Annotated in this window: 16 protein-coding genes and 1 tRNA gene; 8 read left to right on the forward strand and 9 right to left on the reverse strand. The window is 64.9% G+C overall.

The annotated features are described in order from the left end of the window. Positions 1-7: 7 nt before the first annotated feature. Genes ASF61_RS16945 through ASF61_RS16955 form a run of 3 tightly spaced genes read right to left on the reverse strand, consistent with a single transcriptional unit; the run spans position 8 to position 2,518 of the window. A complete protein-coding gene (locus ASF61_RS16945) occupies positions 8-466 on the reverse strand; it encodes a (2Fe-2S)-binding protein (RefSeq protein ID WP_056158344.1) in 459 nt (152 codons plus the stop codon). Between the two features lie 37 nt (positions 467-503). Then, complete coding sequence (locus tag ASF61_RS16950) at positions 504-1,238, reverse strand: DsbC family protein (protein WP_056158347.1); 735 nt, start codon at positions 1,236-1,238, stop codon at positions 504-506. A gap of 38 nt (positions 1,239-1,276) precedes the next feature. Further along, positions 1,277-2,518, reverse strand: coding sequence for an FAD-dependent monooxygenase (locus ASF61_RS16955; protein ID WP_056158349.1), 1,242 nt, complete (start codon positions 2,516-2,518; stop codon positions 1,277-1,279). Between the two features lie 77 nt (positions 2,519-2,595). Between ASF61_RS16955 and ASF61_RS16960 the strand changes: the two genes are divergently transcribed. Beyond that, a tRNA-Phe gene (locus ASF61_RS16960) sits at positions 2,596-2,671 on the forward strand. 77 nt (positions 2,672-2,748) lie between these two features. On the opposite strand, the gene ASF61_RS23805 is transcribed toward ASF61_RS16960, so the two are convergent. Then, entirely contained in the window at positions 2,749-3,345 is a 597-nt protein-coding gene (locus tag ASF61_RS23805) for a PEP-CTERM sorting domain-containing protein (RefSeq protein WP_056158353.1), read from the reverse strand. Between the two features lie 183 nt (positions 3,346-3,528). Here ASF61_RS23805 and ASF61_RS16970 point away from each other — a divergent pair, with 183 nt between their 5' ends. After that, positions 3,529-4,947 (forward strand): sugar porter family MFS transporter, encoded by a 1,419-nt coding sequence (locus tag ASF61_RS16970; RefSeq protein WP_056158357.1) that lies wholly within the window; start codon positions 3,529-3,531, stop codon positions 4,945-4,947. Positions 4,948-4,961: 14 nt separating this feature from the next. Continuing rightward, a complete protein-coding gene (locus tag ASF61_RS22955; RefSeq protein WP_082491774.1) occupies positions 4,962-5,126 on the forward strand; it encodes a DUF2256 domain-containing protein in 165 nt (54 codons plus the stop codon). Between the two features lie 57 nt (positions 5,127-5,183). On the opposite strand, the gene ASF61_RS16975 is transcribed toward ASF61_RS22955, so the two are convergent. Continuing rightward, positions 5,184-5,393, reverse strand: a complete 210-nt coding sequence (locus tag ASF61_RS16975) for a DUF2945 domain-containing protein (protein ID WP_056158361.1) — start codon at positions 5,391-5,393, stop codon at positions 5,184-5,186. A gap of 282 nt (positions 5,394-5,675) precedes the next feature. Continuing rightward, positions 5,676-6,353 carry a DNA-binding protein gene (locus tag ASF61_RS16980; protein WP_056158363.1) on the reverse strand — a complete coding sequence of 226 codons (678 nt, stop codon included), beginning with the start codon at positions 6,351-6,353 and terminating at the stop codon, positions 5,676-5,678. Between the two features lie 231 nt (positions 6,354-6,584). Here ASF61_RS16980 and ASF61_RS16985 point away from each other — a divergent pair, with 231 nt between their 5' ends. Both ASF61_RS16985 and ASF61_RS16990 read left to right on the forward strand, forming a co-directional pair. Further along, positions 6,585-7,040: a fasciclin domain-containing protein gene (locus tag ASF61_RS16985; protein WP_056158368.1), complete on the forward strand. Its 456-nt coding sequence runs from the start codon at positions 6,585-6,587 to the stop codon at positions 7,038-7,040. A gap of 104 nt (positions 7,041-7,144) precedes the next feature. Further along, on the forward strand, positions 7,145-9,823 hold the full coding sequence (locus tag ASF61_RS16990) for a bifunctional acetate--CoA ligase family protein/GNAT family N-acetyltransferase (RefSeq protein WP_056158948.1): 2,679 nt from the start codon (positions 7,145-7,147) through the stop codon (positions 9,821-9,823). Positions 9,824-9,838: 15 nt separating this feature from the next. Here the strand turns inward: ASF61_RS16990 and ASF61_RS16995 are convergent, their stop codons facing one another. Both ASF61_RS16995 and ASF61_RS17000 read right to left on the reverse strand, forming a co-directional pair. Next, positions 9,839-10,702 carry a hypothetical protein gene (locus ASF61_RS16995; protein ID WP_156369622.1) on the reverse strand — a complete coding sequence of 288 codons (864 nt, stop codon included), beginning with the start codon at positions 10,700-10,702 and terminating at the stop codon, positions 9,839-9,841. A 197-nt stretch (positions 10,703-10,899) separates the two neighbouring features. Beyond that, complete coding sequence (locus tag ASF61_RS17000) at positions 10,900-11,820, reverse strand: LysR family transcriptional regulator (protein ID WP_056158375.1); 921 nt, start codon at positions 11,818-11,820, stop codon at positions 10,900-10,902. 139 nt (positions 11,821-11,959) lie between these two features. On the opposite strand from ASF61_RS17000, the gene ASF61_RS17005 reads away from it, so the two are divergent. The 3 genes from ASF61_RS17005 to ASF61_RS17015 all read left to right on the forward strand — a co-directional run bounded on the left by ASF61_RS17005 (position 11,960) and on the right by ASF61_RS17015 (position 14,354). Beyond that, the gene (locus tag ASF61_RS17005; RefSeq protein WP_056158381.1) at positions 11,960-12,916 is read left to right on the forward strand and encodes a TerC family protein; all 957 of its coding nucleotides are present in this window, start codon (positions 11,960-11,962) and stop codon (positions 12,914-12,916) included. A gap of 49 nt (positions 12,917-12,965) precedes the next feature. Next, entirely contained in the window at positions 12,966-13,376 is a 411-nt protein-coding gene (locus ASF61_RS17010) for a TerB family tellurite resistance protein (RefSeq protein ID WP_056158384.1), read from the forward strand. Between the two features lie 174 nt (positions 13,377-13,550). Further along, positions 13,551-14,354: a DNA-formamidopyrimidine glycosylase family protein gene (locus ASF61_RS17015; protein WP_056158386.1), complete on the forward strand. Its 804-nt coding sequence runs from the start codon at positions 13,551-13,553 to the stop codon at positions 14,352-14,354. Here ASF61_RS17015 and ASF61_RS17020 read toward each other — a convergent pair. Then, entirely contained in the window at positions 14,296-15,702 is a 1,407-nt protein-coding gene (locus tag ASF61_RS17020; protein ID WP_056158389.1) for a GntP family permease, read from the reverse strand. The two genes, ASF61_RS17015 and ASF61_RS17020, sit on opposite strands and share 59 nt — an antisense overlap. Between the last annotated feature and the right edge of the window lie 82 nt (positions 15,703-15,784).

A 15,784-nucleotide genomic window follows, 5' to 3' on the forward strand; every position in this document is an offset into this window, starting at 1 on the left:
TGTCCCCTCAGGCGATGGTGCTGGCGGCGTCCTTGATGGCGGCGCGGATGCGTTGGTAGGTGCCGCAGCGGCAGATATTGCCGCTCATGGCGTTGTCGATATCGGCGTCGCTCGGCTTTTTATTGGTGCGCAGCAGCGCGGTCGCGCTCATGATCTGCCCGCTCTGGCAATAGCCGCACTGCGGCACGTCGAGCTTGACCCAGGCATCCTGCACGGCCTTGCCGATCTTGTCGGAGGCCATGGCCTCGATGGTGGTGATCGGCTGGCCCGCGGCAGCCGAAATCGGCAGCACGCACGAGCGCACCGGCTCGCCGGCCAGGTGCACGGTGCAGGCGCCGCACAGCGCCGCGCCGCAGCCGAACTTGGTGCCGGTCATGTTCAGGTTATCGCGCAGCGCCCACAGTACCGGCGTCGATGGATCGGCATCGACTTGTACGTCCTTGCCGTTGATGTTCAATGTGATCATGTGAGAATCTCCCGGAGGACGGACAGTGGCTGCACGGTTATTTTAATTTGGCGAACTTCGCTTCCAGGGTCCGGGTATCGACCGCGCCGGGCAGGCGCGAACCGTCGGTAAAGATGATGGTCGGGGTGCCGCTGACGCCGAGCTTGCGGCCCAGCGCGACGATTTCCTGGTTCGGCGTGGTGCACGATGCCGGCGCTGCCGGCGGCAGCTTGCCGTTCACCATCCAGTCGTCCCAGGCCTTGTTGCGGTCGGACGCGCACCAGACCCCGGCCGACTTGGTAAACGAGTCTTCGCGCAGGATGTTGTACAGGAAGGTGTACACGGTGACGTTGTCGATCTCGGTCAGCGTGGTCTTGCGGAACTGCTTGCAGTAGCCGCAGTTCGGGTCCTCGAACACGGCGATCACGCGCGCGCCGTTGCCCTTGACGGTCTTGAGCGCCTTGTCGAGCGGCAGATCGGAAAACTTCACGCGGGTCAGCTCGTCGATGCGTTCGCGCGTGAGATCGACGCCGTTGGTGAGGTTGAAGATATGGCCGTTGAACACATAGGTGCCGGTTTTGTCCGTGTACAGGATGTCGTTGCCCATGCGGATTTCATACAGGCCGCTGTACGGCGTGGCTTTCACCGAATCGACTTTGACGCCCTCGCCCAGGCGCGGCTCGACCAGCTTGCGGATCGCTTCCTCCGACGGCGCCTTCTGCGCGTCCTGCGCGTTGCCGCACGAGGCCAGCAACACCGACAACACTACCAGGGCCAGCTTACTCTTTCTCATCACTTCTCCAATCGATCAGAACAATCACTTCAGGACAATCACTTGCCCATGGCGTGCGAAATCAGGCGGCGCTTGAGCGCCGGTATCTTGTCGAGCAAATCCATGCCGAGGTTGCGCACCACGCGCAGCGGCTCGGCGCCGGCGCCGAACAGGCGCGCCAGGCCGTCGGTGGTGACCTGCATGAGCAGCACGTCTTCCTTGCGCGCGCGTTCGTAACGGGCCAGCACGCGCGCATCGCCGACGCCGCGCTGCGGCTCGCGCCCGGCCAGTGTCTCGACCAGCTGGGCGACGTCGCCGAAGCCCAGGTTCATGCCGTGGCCGGCCATCGGGTGCACCACGTGGGCGGCGTCGCCGACCAGCGCCACGCGCGGCGCGGTCATGGTGTGCGGCCGGATCAGGCGCAGCGGGAAATCGCGCACCAGTTCCGGTTGCAACGGTGTGAGCGCACCGAGCTTGTCGGCCGCGTAGACGGCCAGGCGGTCGGCAATCTGCTGCGCCGATTCGGCGCGCAGCGTATCGGCCAGCGCCTCGGGCGCCGACCATACCAGCGAGACCTGGTTGCCGGCCAGCGGCAGCAGCGCGACAATGCCCTCTTCGCCCGTGAACCACTGATGCGCGGCGCCATGGTGCGGCTTTTCGCAGGCAAAATTGGCGACCACGCCGCGCTGGCCGTAGCTGCGGTAATCGAGACCGATATCGCACTGACCGCGCACCCACGACTCGGCGCCATCGGCGCCCACCACCAGCTGCGCCGCGATACTGCTGCCATCGGCCAGGGTCACGGTGGCGTGCTCGTCGCCGCGCTGCAGACCGGTGGCGCGGCCGCCGACGACGGTGACGTTCTGCGCGAAGCGCAGCGCCGCGTCGAGCGCCTGGTTCAGGTTGCGCTCTTCCAGTATCCAGGCCAGGGTATCGGCATGGGCGCCGTAGGCGTCGAACGCCAGGCCCCCTGGGCGGGGGCCGTCCCCATGGACCAGCATCGCATCGACCGGCGTCACGCGCGCCGCATCGAGTGCGCCCCACACCTTCAGCGACGCCAGCAGCCGCTGCGCCGTATGATTGAGCGCATACACGCGCACGTCCCAGCCTGCGTCCGGCGCTGCCGGCGTGGGCGAGATCGACGGGATCGACGAGGCGGGCGACGCCGCTGGCCCCAGCAGTATCACCTGGAGGCCGGCATTCGCCAGGCCCAGCGCCGTGGTCTTGGCAATCGCACCATTGCCGACGATGCAAATCTCGGCGCACAGCGCGGAGGCGGACGGGGACGTGGATTTATTCATTGGGCCATTATAGCGTTTGTCCGCAACAGAAATTGACGCTTGCGCTTTTTTGGCAGCCTGCTATAATTCTGGTCCTTGGCCTGGTAGCTCAGTTGGTAGAGCAGAGGATTGAAAATCCTTGTGTCGGTGGTTCGATTCCGCCCCGGGCCACCAAGAATTGCCAAACGCCACCTTCGGGTGGCGTTTTTGTTTGTGCGAATCGGTACCCGAGCACCGGGAAGCAGTGCCTTTCAGGCAGCGCCACCACGGCGCTTGCGCGCGGCATACGCGATCAGTCCCAGCCCGGCCATCAGCATGGCATAGGTTTCCGGTTCCGGCACCGGGGCGACGCGGCCGGTCCAGGTCACGTGTTCGGAGGTCAGGTACAGCATGTCGCCGAGCGCGCCGGACGGCCCGCTGACCATGGTATCGATGGCAACGTTGTTCGGCGCGCCCCTGCCGTTCGAGAAGAATGCCACGCCGTAGACTTCAAAGCTCGACAGCTCGTAGCGCTGCTGGAACTCCAGCACCGGCGCCTGGCGGTAGGCCACGTAAAAATCGTGGTAGTCGGACTTGGTATAGAGGCCGTCGCCGGTCCTGGTGCCCTGCACGGTCATCGAAAGACTTTTTATGCGGTCCATGCTGAACAGGCCATCGACAGATGGCATGTCGACGACCACGGTCGCAAACGCCCTGGCCGTGCTGGGCTGCGCCGGCGGCGCACCGTACGGATTGTCGCCCGACCAGGTGAATTCGTAAGTATAGGTGGCGGCGGATGCCACCTGGCTCGTGCACAAGGCTGTCACGGCGGCGATCGACAGCATGATGGTCTTGACTGCGGATTTCATGAGGGTCTCCTCGTTAAAACTCTCGCAACTATAATCCAGTTTTTTTATCAAAAGGAACTCCGATAGCGCGCGGCCGTACACCAAAACCAGGTTCATCCCTGCTATGTCCGCTACCGCACTTACATCCGTGGCCTTTTCTTTTATTGTGCATGTGACAAATTTCAAGAACTGCCAGGATCCCCCATGCCGCCCCCTTCAGCACCGGCCGCCACTGCGTCGCCGCCGGACACCAAAGAAAGCCGCTTCGTCTTCAAGGTGGCCATTGCCGCCACCATGGGCGCGCTGGCCTTCGGTTACGACACCGGCGTGATTTCGGGCGCCCTGCCCTTCATGAGCGCGCCGCTGGACCAGGGCGGACTGGGCCTGACGCCGTTTACCGACGGCGTGGTAACGTCGGCGCTGGTGTTTGGCGCTGCCATCGGTTCGCTGATGGCCGGCAAGCTGTCCGACCGGTACGGCCGCCGCACCACGCTGATGGGCTTGTCGCTGGTGTTCCTGATCGGCGTGCTGGGCACGACGTTTGCGCCATCGGTCGCGGTCATGGCCGTGATGCGCTTCGTGCTCGGGCTGGCAGTCGGCGGCGCCTCGTCCACGGTGCCGGTCTTTATCGCCGAGATGGCCGGCCCCAGCCGGCGCGCCCGGCTGGTCAGCCAGAACGAGCTGATGATCGTCAGCGGCCAGTTGATCGCCTACATCCTCAATGCGGCGCTGGCCCATTTCTACGGGTCGCCCGATGTCTGGCGCTACATGCTGGCGATTGCGGCGGTGCCCGCCGTCCTGCTGGGACTGGGCATGCTGATGGTGCCGCCGTCGCCGCGCTGGCTGGCCAGCAAGAACCGGATGGACGAAGCGCGCGCGGTCCTGGAAAAAATCCGTTCGAGCGACAAGCAAATCGAAAAAGAGCTCGACGAGATGGTCAAGCTCAACGAGATCGACCGCGACCAGGCCGGCTGGTCGGCCGTGATGGGTACGCCGTGGATCCGCAAGCTGCTGTTGATCGGCATCGGGCTCGGCTTCGTGGCCCAGTTCACCGGTGTCAATGCCTTCATGTATTTCACGCCGATTATCCTCAAATCGACCGGCCTGGGCACCAATGCCGCGCTGACGGCCACCATCGGCAATGGCGTGGTGGCGCTGATCGCCACCTTCATCGGCATCTGGCTGATCGGCAAACACGGCCGCCGGCCGATGCTGCTGACCGGCCTGGGCTTCGTGGTGACCACCCAGGCTGCGCTCGGCGCCGTGCTGCTGCTGATGCCCGAGGGGCTGTTGAAAAGCTACGCGGCGCTGGCGTGCATCCTGTGCTTCCTGCTGTTCATGCAGATGCTGATCTCGCCCGTGTACTGGCTGCTGATGTCGGAACTGTTCCCGATGCACGTGCGGGGCTTGCTGACCGGCACCGCCGTGGCGTGCCAGTGGGTGTTCAACGGCCTGGTGGCGCTGCTGTTCCCGATCGCCATGGCGCAGTTCGGCAGCTCGACGTTCTTCGTATTCGCCGGCATTAACGTGATGTCGCTGATGTTCGTTGCGACCTGCTTACCGGAAACCAAGGGCAAGTCGCTCGAAGGGCTCGAACAATTCCTGGAAAAAGAACTCGGCTAGACCCGGAGCCCGCCATGGTCAAGATGCGCAAGAAATCCGATTTGCCGACCAAGCTGTGCGCGCACTGCCAGTTGCCTTTTACGTGGCGCAAGAAATGGGAACGCGACTGGGCGCAGGTGCGGTATTGCTCGGAGCGGTGCCGGCGGGCCGGCAAGTGCGCGGCCCCGGTCGCCGGCTGAGCTGCCGGCGCCCTGTAGTGTCCGCGGCTGCAGCAGGCCAGCGGCCGACGGTGGCGGTTACGCCTTTTTCAGCGCATCGGCCTTGTGCGCTGCTTCGGCGCCGGTCTTGTCGCTGACCACCAGGTACTCGGGATGTTCGGCCGAGGCCGCCACGTGATGGCCCTTGATGTCGGTCGGCGCTGTCAGCTTTTTCTTGATGGTGCCGTGCACCGTGCCCTGCGACGACGTCCATTGCACCTTGTCGCCAACTTTCAGTGTGTGTTTCATGGTCGCTCCCGTATCGATTGAGTACGGCGATTTGACCATGGTTCGGCGCGCGGACGCATCCGCCAACTGCCCGCCTGTGCGTCCTGCCGCACGCAGGCGTGATGTGGTGGCACAGGCACGCCACGAGGCTGGTCCGTGCCGGGCGCTGCCAGGCTGCTGGCGCGCGTTATCTCCTCTTCGCGGTGCGCTGCCAGGCTGCCGGCTCGCGTTGTCTCGTCGTCGCGTTGCGCTGCCAGGCTGATGGCGCGAGTTATCTTGGCCTTGCGGTGCGCTGTCAGGCTGTCAGCCCGCGCCACGCACCTGGCGCGCATCGAGGCGCGCCCGCAGTTCCTGGATCTCGGCGGCGAAGTTGTCGCGTGCAGTGATGGCGCCGACCAGTTCCATTTCAGCGGCCAGGCGGCGGTCGGAATCGGCGGCGGCGGCGGCCACGTTGCGTTCCAGCTGCTGGCGCAGGTCGGCCAGCTGGCTGTCCTTGCCTTCGATGGCCAGTTGGTCCTTGGCCTTGCCCACCAGGGCGTCGGTGGCGATCTGGCGCGCGTTGCGCAGCTCGGCCTGCAGGCGCTCGATCGTTTCATCGCGCTCGGCCAGGATCTCGAGCGCCTCGTCGCGGGCGGCCGTCACGGCGTCGCGCTCAGCTTCCAGCCCGGCGCTGGCGTCGAGCAAGGCGTCGAGGTCGCTGCTGGTTTGCGCCAGCCCGGCGCGGCTGGCGGCGCCCGCCTCGTCCGCATATCGCCTGGCCCAGCCGGTCAGCGCGGCAAGCACGTCGGCCGGCAGCTCGGGCGCCGGCACGGGCGCTGGCGGCTGCGTGCTGCGCCAGGCGGCCAGGTGCTGGTGCACGGCAATGGTCGCCGGTGCATCCAGCGCTGCGCTGACCGCCTCGATGGTGACCGGTTGGCCGCTGGCCTGCACACCGGCGGCAGCTGCCGCAACCGCCTCAAACGTAACTGCTGCACTTGCCATGACTTTCTCCGAAAAACGTTAAACGCCCACGCGATCAACCACACAGTCTAAACGAAACCGCGCAGTTTTCCCATCAGCAATAGCATGCATCTCGTGGCAGCTGAACCGAATTTGAACCGCCCTTCACGCACACCCTAGCAGAGCACGGTATACACACGGCGTTTCGATGGTTAAATTGACACACATGCCGGTTCATACGCCGGTTCAACCATGACTCCGAGGAGCAGGACAATGAAGAAATTTTTGATGGCAGCAGCGTTCACCATGGCCTTCGGCGCCGCCCAGGCAGCCGACATCGTCGATACCGCAAAGGCGGCCGGTTCCTTCAACACCCTGGTCACGGCAGTGCAGGCAGCCGGCCTGGAAAGCACCCTCAAGGGACCGGGCCCGTTCACCGTGTTCGCCCCGACCGATGCGGCGTTCGCCAAGATCCCCAAAGCCAAGCTGGACGCACTGCTGAAGGACAAGGCCGCCCTGACCAAGGTGCTGACCTACCACGTGGTGCCGGGCAAGGTGATGGCTGCCGATGTCAAGCCGGGCAACGTCAAGACGGTGGAAGGCGCCTCGGTCAAGGTCGCCGTCAAGGGTGACGCAGTGATGGTCGACAAGGCCCACGTCACCAAGACCGACATCGCCGCCGACAATGGCGTGATCCACGTGATCGACACCGTGCTGATGCCGAAATAATTACGGCAGTCCCTCTCCGCAGCGCCTTTGCCACCCCGGGGGTGGCTTTTTTTCGTCGCCGCCGTTGGCGCTTGGCGCGCGAATTTATGCGCTATCATCGCCGCATGGATACCCACTACCTTACCCCGCTGTTCGCCCCCCGGTCCATCGTCGTCTTTGCCGGCCGCGAGGACCAGCCGGACAGCCAGACGACCTATGGACGCAGCATCCGCGCGCAGCTCGAGCAAGGCGGCTTCACCGGTCCGGTCAGCTATCTCGACATTGGCATGAGCGGTACGCTGGCCGACTTGGCGCAGTCGCGCGCCGACCTGGCCGTGATCGCGCTGCCGCACGACCAGCTCACGTTCGCGCTCGAAGTGGCGGGCCGCATCCAGTGCCGGGCGGCGCTGATCCTGTCGTCGAGCGTCGAGCCGGCGCTGGCGACTGCGCTGGTGGCCATCGCCAGGCGCCACGAGATCCACCTGCTCGGCCCCAACTGCCTCGGCTACCAGCGCCCGCGCCTGCACCTGAACGTCAGCGTGGCCGGTCCGCTGGCGCGGCCCGGCAGCCTGGCGCTGATTTCGCAATCGGGCGCGCTCACCACCGCCATTCTCGACTGGGCCGACAAGAACGCCGTGGGTTTATCGGCTGTCGTGTCGCTCGGCCCCAATACGGCGGTGGACCTGGCGCAGACGCTGGACTTCCTGGCCACCGATCCGGCCACCCACAGCATCGTCATCTGCATGGAAGGCCTGACCCATGCGCGGCGCTTTTTGTCCGCCTTGCGCGGCGCGGCCAACACCAAGCCGGTGATCGTGCTCAAGGCCGGCAACGCCACGGCCGCTTCGCAGGCGGCACTGACCCACTCGGGCGCCATGGTGCTCAGCGACGTGGTGTTCGATGCGGCGCTGCGCCGCACCGGCGCGGTCCGCGTGAAGTCCTTCGTGCAGCTGTTCTCGGCGGCCAAGTGCCTGGCCTCGCGCTACCGGCCCGTGGGCCCGCGCCTGGCGGTGGTCACCAACGGGGGCGGTCCCGGCGTGCTGGCAGCCGACTGGATCCACGAGCTGGGCCTGCAGCTGGCGCACCTGTCCACCACCAGCGTCGATGCGCTGCGGCCGCTGGTGCCGGAGCACGCGACGCTCTCCAGCCTGCTCGACCTCGGCGAGGACGCCAGTGCCGACGCCTACCGCGCAGCGGTGCTGGCCTGCGCGCGCGACAGCCAGGTGGACGGCATCCTGGTGATCTACTCGCCCAAGCTCGGCGGCGACCCGGCCGGCGTCGCGCGCGCCGTCAGCGCCCTCAACGCGGGCCTGGGCAAGCCGCTGCTGACCTGCTGGATGGGCGACAGCCAGGTGCTCGAAGCGCGCCAGGTGATCAACACGGCCGGCCTGGCCACCTTCCGCACACCGGAGGCGGCGGTTGACGGCTTTTCCAATATCGCCTCGTTCTACCAGAACCAGCAGCTGCTGCACCAGACCCCGCCGCCGCTGTCGCAGCTGGCCGACCCCGACCTCGATGGCGCCCGCCTGCTGATCGAGAGCGTGCTGGCCGAACGGCGCAAGGTGCTGACCGAGATGGAGTCGAAGGCGCTGCTGGCGGCCTTCCACATCCCGATCACGCCCACCATGCTGGCGCGCAGCGCCACCGAGGCGGTGCTGATCGCCAGCCAGCTCGGCTACCCGGTGGCGATGAAGATCGATTCGCCCGACATCGTGCATAAATCGGACGTGCAAGGCGTGGCGCTGAACGTGCTGACCGCCGCCGGCGTGCGCGACACCTACGACGACATGCTGGCCACCGTGCGCCGCCTGCGCCCGGACGCTGCGATCAACGGCATCACGCTGCAAAAGATGGCCGGCAAGCGCCATGGCCGCGAGCTGTACATCGGTGTCGCCACCGACCGCCTGTTCGGACCGGCAATCAGCTTTGGCGCCGGCGGCACCATGATCGAACTGATCGCCGACCGCGCCACCGAGCTGCCGCCGCTCAACCAGTTCCTGGCGCAGCGCCTGATCGGCCGCGTGCGCGCTGCCGACACGCTCGGCGAATGGCGCGGCGCGCCGCCGGCCCAGCGCGAGGCGATCGAACACATCTTGCTGCGCGTGTCTGAAATGGTGTGCGAGCTGCCGCAGCTGCGCGAAGTCGATATCAACCCGCTCATCGTCGACGAGTACGGCGCGCTGGCGGTCGATGCGCGCATCGTCATCGACGCCGCGCCGCCGTCCGCCCACAAGTACGACCACCTGGCCATCCTGCCCTACCCGGCCGCGTACACCCAGCAATGGCCGCTGCGCGGCAGCGGTTTGTACACGCTGCGCCCGGTGCAGCCGGACGACGCCTTCATGCTGCAGGAGTTCGTGCGCGGACTGTCGGAAAAATCGCGCTACTACCGCTTCGCCTCGTCGCTGCGCGAGCTGTCGGTGCCGATGCTGGCCAAGTACACGCTGATCGACTACGACCGCGAAATGGCGCTGGTGGCGGTACAGACGCTGCGCACGCCGGGCGCCGACGGCGGCTTCGTCGAGGCCGAGCGCATCCTGGGCGTGTCGCGCTACATCGCCAACCCCGACGACAGCAGCGGCGAATTCTCGCTGGTGGTCGACGACCGCTTCAGCGGCCAGGGCCTGGGCACGCGGCTGATGCTGGCCATCATGGACGTCGCGCGCGATAAAGGATTGAAGGAACTCAACGGCCTGGTGCTGGTGAAGAACAGCGGCATGCTGAAACTGATGGCCAGCCTGGGCTTCCAGATCCGGCCTTACGAGGACGACCCGGATTTCCGGCTGTGTTCGAAGGCGCTGTGACGCGGTTGGTAACGTCTATCCGTGCTGCCGCCGCTTCCAGTTCAGGTAGATCTGTTCCGCATGGGCCAGCGCATCGTCTTGCTGCTGCTGGCTCAGCGCTTTGGACAATTCCTGGATTTGCGCTCTCGGAAAGATGCCATCGTCATGGTTGATCTCGCCAATAATCTTGTTGGCGGCAAGTTCAATCGCATAACGGTCCGACGGGCTGGGCTCTTCATTTAACAAGGCAAAATCGACGGTGGAGGACAACATCACGTCGACATCCCCTGATGCGATTCCGGCTTTTAGTTTTTCCAGCGCGTGCTTGCGCCATTCGGCGACCAACGGATCGGCGGGGCGCTCCTGCACGGCATTGCGATCCCCGTTCGGACCTTGCGAGATATAAATGCCCATCGCTCCAGCCACATGATGGTCCAGTGCGTAGTTGAGCAGCTGGAACCGGTCCATCCTGGTTCTGCCACTCATGCCCGCGCACGACTGCCGTATTTTTGCGATGTCCTGGCTGTCGACCATGGTGGTTTGCAGCGTGACCTCGTCTCCATGGTCTGTTTTGGTGATGTGAAGCTCGGTGTTCGCCAGCTCTTTATCGCGCTCGAGCTGAAGACATTTTTCGATGAACCGGAATGCCTCAAGGTACTGCTCGGGGGTGCCGGAAGCAGCTAATGCATGGACCCGGTCTTCAATCGATGTTACAGCAGGCGCGGGCGGGATCAAGGCCTGGGCAACCGGCTGCGGCCGCGCGTTGCGCGGCGTCTGGCGAACCGCTGGCAAAGCTGCGGTTGATTCAGCAGCAGACTGTGGTTGGGCAAACTCGCGGACTCCCTGCCAGGCCAGCCACGCAGCAGCGCATGCGGCCAGTATATAAGCTGCTTTCCTCACGACGGCGCACCTCATTGGTAATTTATTTTGACAGGATAACGCGGACGCCCCGCAAGTTGTTCATTTAGTTTTCGAGAAATTTATTCCGTTCGTCAATGCCGTTATTTCGGATCCCTCATCTTCCCATCGCACACGGTCAACCAATGGTAAGGCGGTCCGCAAGCTTTCCTCTGCCGTCTCCGATACCCAGGTAGCCGCTACGACGTAAACGTCTGCCGCGCCGCCTGGCTGATCGCCTGCGTGGCGGGATGGCTGAGGCGGCGTTCGGTCGTGATCGCGTAGACCTGCTCGCGCAGCGCCGGGATGGTTCCCACCAGTACCATGCCGGACGCGCGGTCGGTGGTGTCGGTCAGGGTTTCGGCGATCGCCAGCGGGGCGAAGAACAGGCCCGCGCCCGAGGCGCCGAAGGCCTTGATCATGGCGCTGTCGTCGAACTCCCCCACCACGTGCAGGCGCGGCACGTGGGTGTGCAGCCACTGCATCAGCTTGGCGCGCACGGCGAAGTCTTCGCCCGGCAGCAGCAAGGGCATCTGGTTCAGGCAGCCGGGAAAATCGCCAGTGAGCGTGCTCGCCAGCGCCGGTGCGGCAAACACCCCGAGTTCGCTCTCGCCGAGCAGGTGGTTGTAGCCGCGCACGCTCAGGTGGCTGGGCATGGGGCGGTCGGCGATGATCATGTCGAGCCGGTGGATGGCCATGTCGGCCAGCAGCGCCGCCAGACGCCCCTCGCGGCAGATCAGCCGCGTCGGTTCGGCCAGCGACAGCGCCGGCGCCACCAGCCGGCACGCGACCGCCTTCGATACCGAATCGGACACCCCGATCCGGAAGCTGCCCGCCTTGGTGGCCGACTGGTCGCGCACCACGTCGAGTAGCGCATCGCCGGCGCTGAAAATATCTTCGGCGTGGCGCAGCACGCGGCTGCCGGTGTCGGTCAGTTCCAGCCGCCGCCCGACGCGGCGAAACAGTTCCACGCCCAGCGCGTCGGCAAACTCGCTCAGCTGCCCCGAAATCGACTGCGGCGTCAGGTGCAGCTGCTCGGCCGCCTTGGCGATGCTGCCGCTGCGCGCCACCATCCAGAAATAGCGCAAATGCTTGTAGTTGAGGGCCGATCCGGTCGCCATGCTGCCTCCAGGTCTTAATCACATCGAATTATTCGATGATTCGCTAAAGTATATTCGAATTGTACGAACAATCGTGCGCTCGTATCATGGCTACGGGTTATCGACAACATACATCTATATTCATGCAAGGAGGACCGTTATGACGGAACTGCAAAACATTGCCACGGGACCCATGTGGGCCGGCTTCGTGGCCTTCGTGCTGCTGATGCTGGCGCTGGACCTGTGGGTCTTCGGCGGCAACAAGGCGCACAAGGTATCGATCAAGGAAGCCGGCGCCTGGTCGCTGGGCTGGTTCAGCCTGGCGCTGCTGTTCAACGCCGGCCTGTGGTGGTACCTGAAGGGCACGGTGGGTCCGGAAATCGCCGAGCAAAAGTCGCTCGAGTTCCTGTCCGGCTACCTGATCGAGAAAGCGCTGTCGGTCGATAACGTCTTCATCTTCCTGCTGATCTTTACCGCATTCGGCGTCAAGGCCGAGTACCAGCGCCGCGTGCTGATCTATGGCGTGCTCGGTGCGATCGTGATGCGGGCCGTGATGATCCTGGCCGGCGCCTGGGTGGTCAGCGAGTTCAAGTGGATCCTGTACGTGTTCGGCGCCTTCCTGCTGTTCACGGGTCTGAAAATGCTGAAGGCGGTCGATGACGAACCGGACGTGAAAAACAACCCGGTCCTGAAATGGGCGCGCAAGGTGCTGCCGGTGTCGGAAGCCGACCATGGCGAGAAGTTCATCGTCAGCAAGGATGGCAAGCGCTACGTGACCACGCTGTTCCTGGTGCTGATCCTGATCGAGGTGACCGACCTGATCTTCGCGGTCGATTCGATCCCGGCGATCTTCGCGATCACGTCCGATCCGTTCATCGTGTTCACGTCGAACATGTTTGCGATCCTGGGCTTGCGGGCGCTGTACTTCCTGCTGGCAGACGTGGCCGACCGCTTCCACCTGCTCAAGTACGGCCTGGCCCTGGTGCTGTGCTTCATCGGTCTGAAGATGTTGCTGCTGCCGTGGCTGCACATCCCGGTGCACATCTCGCTGACCGTGGTGGCGGTGCTGATTGCCGGCAGCGTGATCGCCAGCCTGTATGCCACCCGCAAAAAGTAATGACTGAATCATGCCGGGCAAGCGCCCGGCGCATCGAAAGGAGCACATCATGCGACATTACGAAGCAAACAGCGCCAGCGCCGCTGGCCGCATCGTGGCCCTGGCCATGGTGGTCGATGGCGCACTGGCGCCGTCGGAACTGCGCGCGCTGAACCGCAGCCACCTGCTCGAACACATCGAGATCGACATCGACACATTCCACGGCCTGCTGGAAGACCTGTGCCACGACTTGCTCACCAGTTCGGTCAAGCAGGGCCACGTGGAGCTGGCGCCGGCCACCATCGACAGCCTGCTGGCCGAGATTACCGAACCGGACCTGCGCCGCCGCCTGCTGCGCGCGATGTGGGCGATTGCCGACGCCGACGGCGTGCTGGCCGACGCCGAAGCGACGCTGCTGGCGCGCGCCTGCGCCATGTGGTCGGCCGAATCGCGGTTCATCCGGGAGCAGTCGGCAGCCTGAGCGCGGGCGGCTCCCAGACTGCGACAAGCATGGCCACGGGTGCGGCCTGCCCACCGGCACCGGCCGGCCAGCAGTCAAGCTCCGGCACGCCGCACCGCCCATCGGTGCACCAGCGTACAGCCCGCGCAAATTGCATGGCGCACACTCGGTGACTCGTTGACCGTGGAGAGCGCCATGCCCGAAGGACCATCGATCGTCATCCTGCGCGAGCAGGTCGCAGCGTTTGCAGGCCGCACCATCGTCCGCGCCGCAGGCAGCAGCAAGGATGTGGCGATGGACGAACTGGCCGGCCAGCCGGTGCTGGCGCTGCGCAGCTTCGGCAAGCATTTCCTGATCAAACTGGCCGACCGCGCGCTGCGGATCCACCTCCTGATGTTCGGCACCTACCTGATCAACGAGACCAAGGCGGCGGACCGCGCCAAGCCGCGCCTGAGCCTGTTTTTCGACGACGGCAGCGCGCTGCATTTTTATACCTGCGCGGTCAAGACCATTTCCGACGACCTCGACAGCGAATACGACTGGCGCGCCGATGTCATGAACGATGCCTGGTCGGCGCCGCTGGCGCTGAAAAAGCTGCGCGCCCAGCCGGACCTGCTGGCCTGCGACGCCCTGCTCGACCAGACCATTTTTGCCGGCGTGGGTAACATCATCAAGAACGAGGTGCTGTTCCGCGTGCGCGTGCATCCGCTCTCGACGGTGGGAGACATCCCGCCGGCCAAGCTGCGCGAACTGGTGGCGCAGGCGCGCGAGTACAGTTTCGATTTTCTGGGCTGGAAAAAGGAAGGGACGCTCAAGCAGCACTGGCTGGCGCACACGAAAAAAATCTGCCCGCGCTGCAAGATCGCCTTTTTGCGCGGCCACCTGGGCAAGACGGCGCGGCGCAGCTTTTACTGCGCGCGCTGCCAGCGGCAGTATCCGGCTACACCAGCCCGGTCAGGTAATACACCGCGATCACGAAAAACACCGCCAGCGTCTTGATCACGGTGATGCCGAAGATTTCGCCGTACGACTGCTTGTGGGTCAGGCCGGTGACGGCCAGCAGCGTGATCACGGCGCCGTTGTGGGGCAAGGTATCCATGCCGCCGCTGGCCATCGATACCACGCGGTGCAGCACCTCGAGCGGAATCTGCGCCGCCTCGGCTGCGCGGATGAACTGGTCCGACATGGCAGCGAGCGCAATGCTCATGCCGCCCGAGGCGGAACCGGTGATGCCGGCCAGCGTGGTCACCGAGACGGCCGCATTGACCAGCGGATCGGGCACGCTTTTCAGGGCGCTGCTGACGGCCAGGAAGCCGGGCAAGGCCGCGATCACGCCGCCAAAGCCATACTCGGACGCGGTATTCATCGCTGCCAGCAAGGCGCCGCCGACGGCTGCCTTGGTGCCCTCGGCAAACGCGGTGCGCACGCGGTTGAAGGCGGTCACCAGCACGAACACGATACCGAGCAACAGCGCCCCTTCCACGGCCCAGATGCCGATCACGGTCTTGATCGGCAGGTTGATCGCCGACTTCAGGCCGGGCAAGGCGTCGCCGGTCAGTGCATAGCTGTCGCCGTACCACTGCGGGATCATCTTGGTCAGCGCGAAGTTGACCACGCCGACCAGCACCAGCGGCGCGATCGACAGCAGCGGGTGCGGCAAGCCGCTGCGCGCAGCGGTCGGCTTGTTGCCCGCCTCGCCGGCGCTGCCGCCATAGCCTTCACCGGTGGCCATCACCGTGCGGCGGCGCCACTCGAGATACACCAGGCCCGCCGTCAGCATGGCGATGCTGCCGACCACGCCCAGCCATGGCGCGGCCCAGCCCGTGGTCTTAAAAAACGTGGTGGGGATGATGTTCTGGATTTGCGGTGTCCCGGGCAGGGTGTCCATGGTGAACGAAAATGCGCCCAGCGCGATCGCGCCCGGCATCAGCCGCTTCGGAATATTGCTTTGCCGGTAAAGCTCGGCGGCAAACGGGTACACGGCAAACACCACCACGAACAGCGACACGCCGCCATAGGTGAGCAGCGCGCACACCAGCACCACCACGGCATTGGCACGGGTGCGGCCGATGTAGCGGATGGCGGCCACCACGATGGACTCGGAAAAGCCGGAAATCTCGATCAACTTGCCGAACACGGCGCCGAGCAGGAACACGGGGAAGTATAGTTTGACGAAACCGACCAGCTTTTCCATGAAGATGCCGGAGAACACCGGCGCCACGGCGCCGGGGTCGGTGAGCAACACCGCGCCCAGCGCAGCCAGCGGTGCGAACAGGATGACGCTGTAACCGCGGTACGCAGCCAGCATCAGGAAACCTAGTGCTGCAAGAACAATCAGGAATGACATGCCGCCTCCATTGAAATATTGGTCTGCGAATATTCTAGACTTAAAAGCAACAAGCTCATCTGCTTAAAATCGCTGCCATGCC

Source organism: Duganella sp. Leaf126 (assembly GCF_001423125.1).
GTDB lineage: Bacteria > Pseudomonadota > Gammaproteobacteria > Burkholderiales > Burkholderiaceae_D > Rugamonas.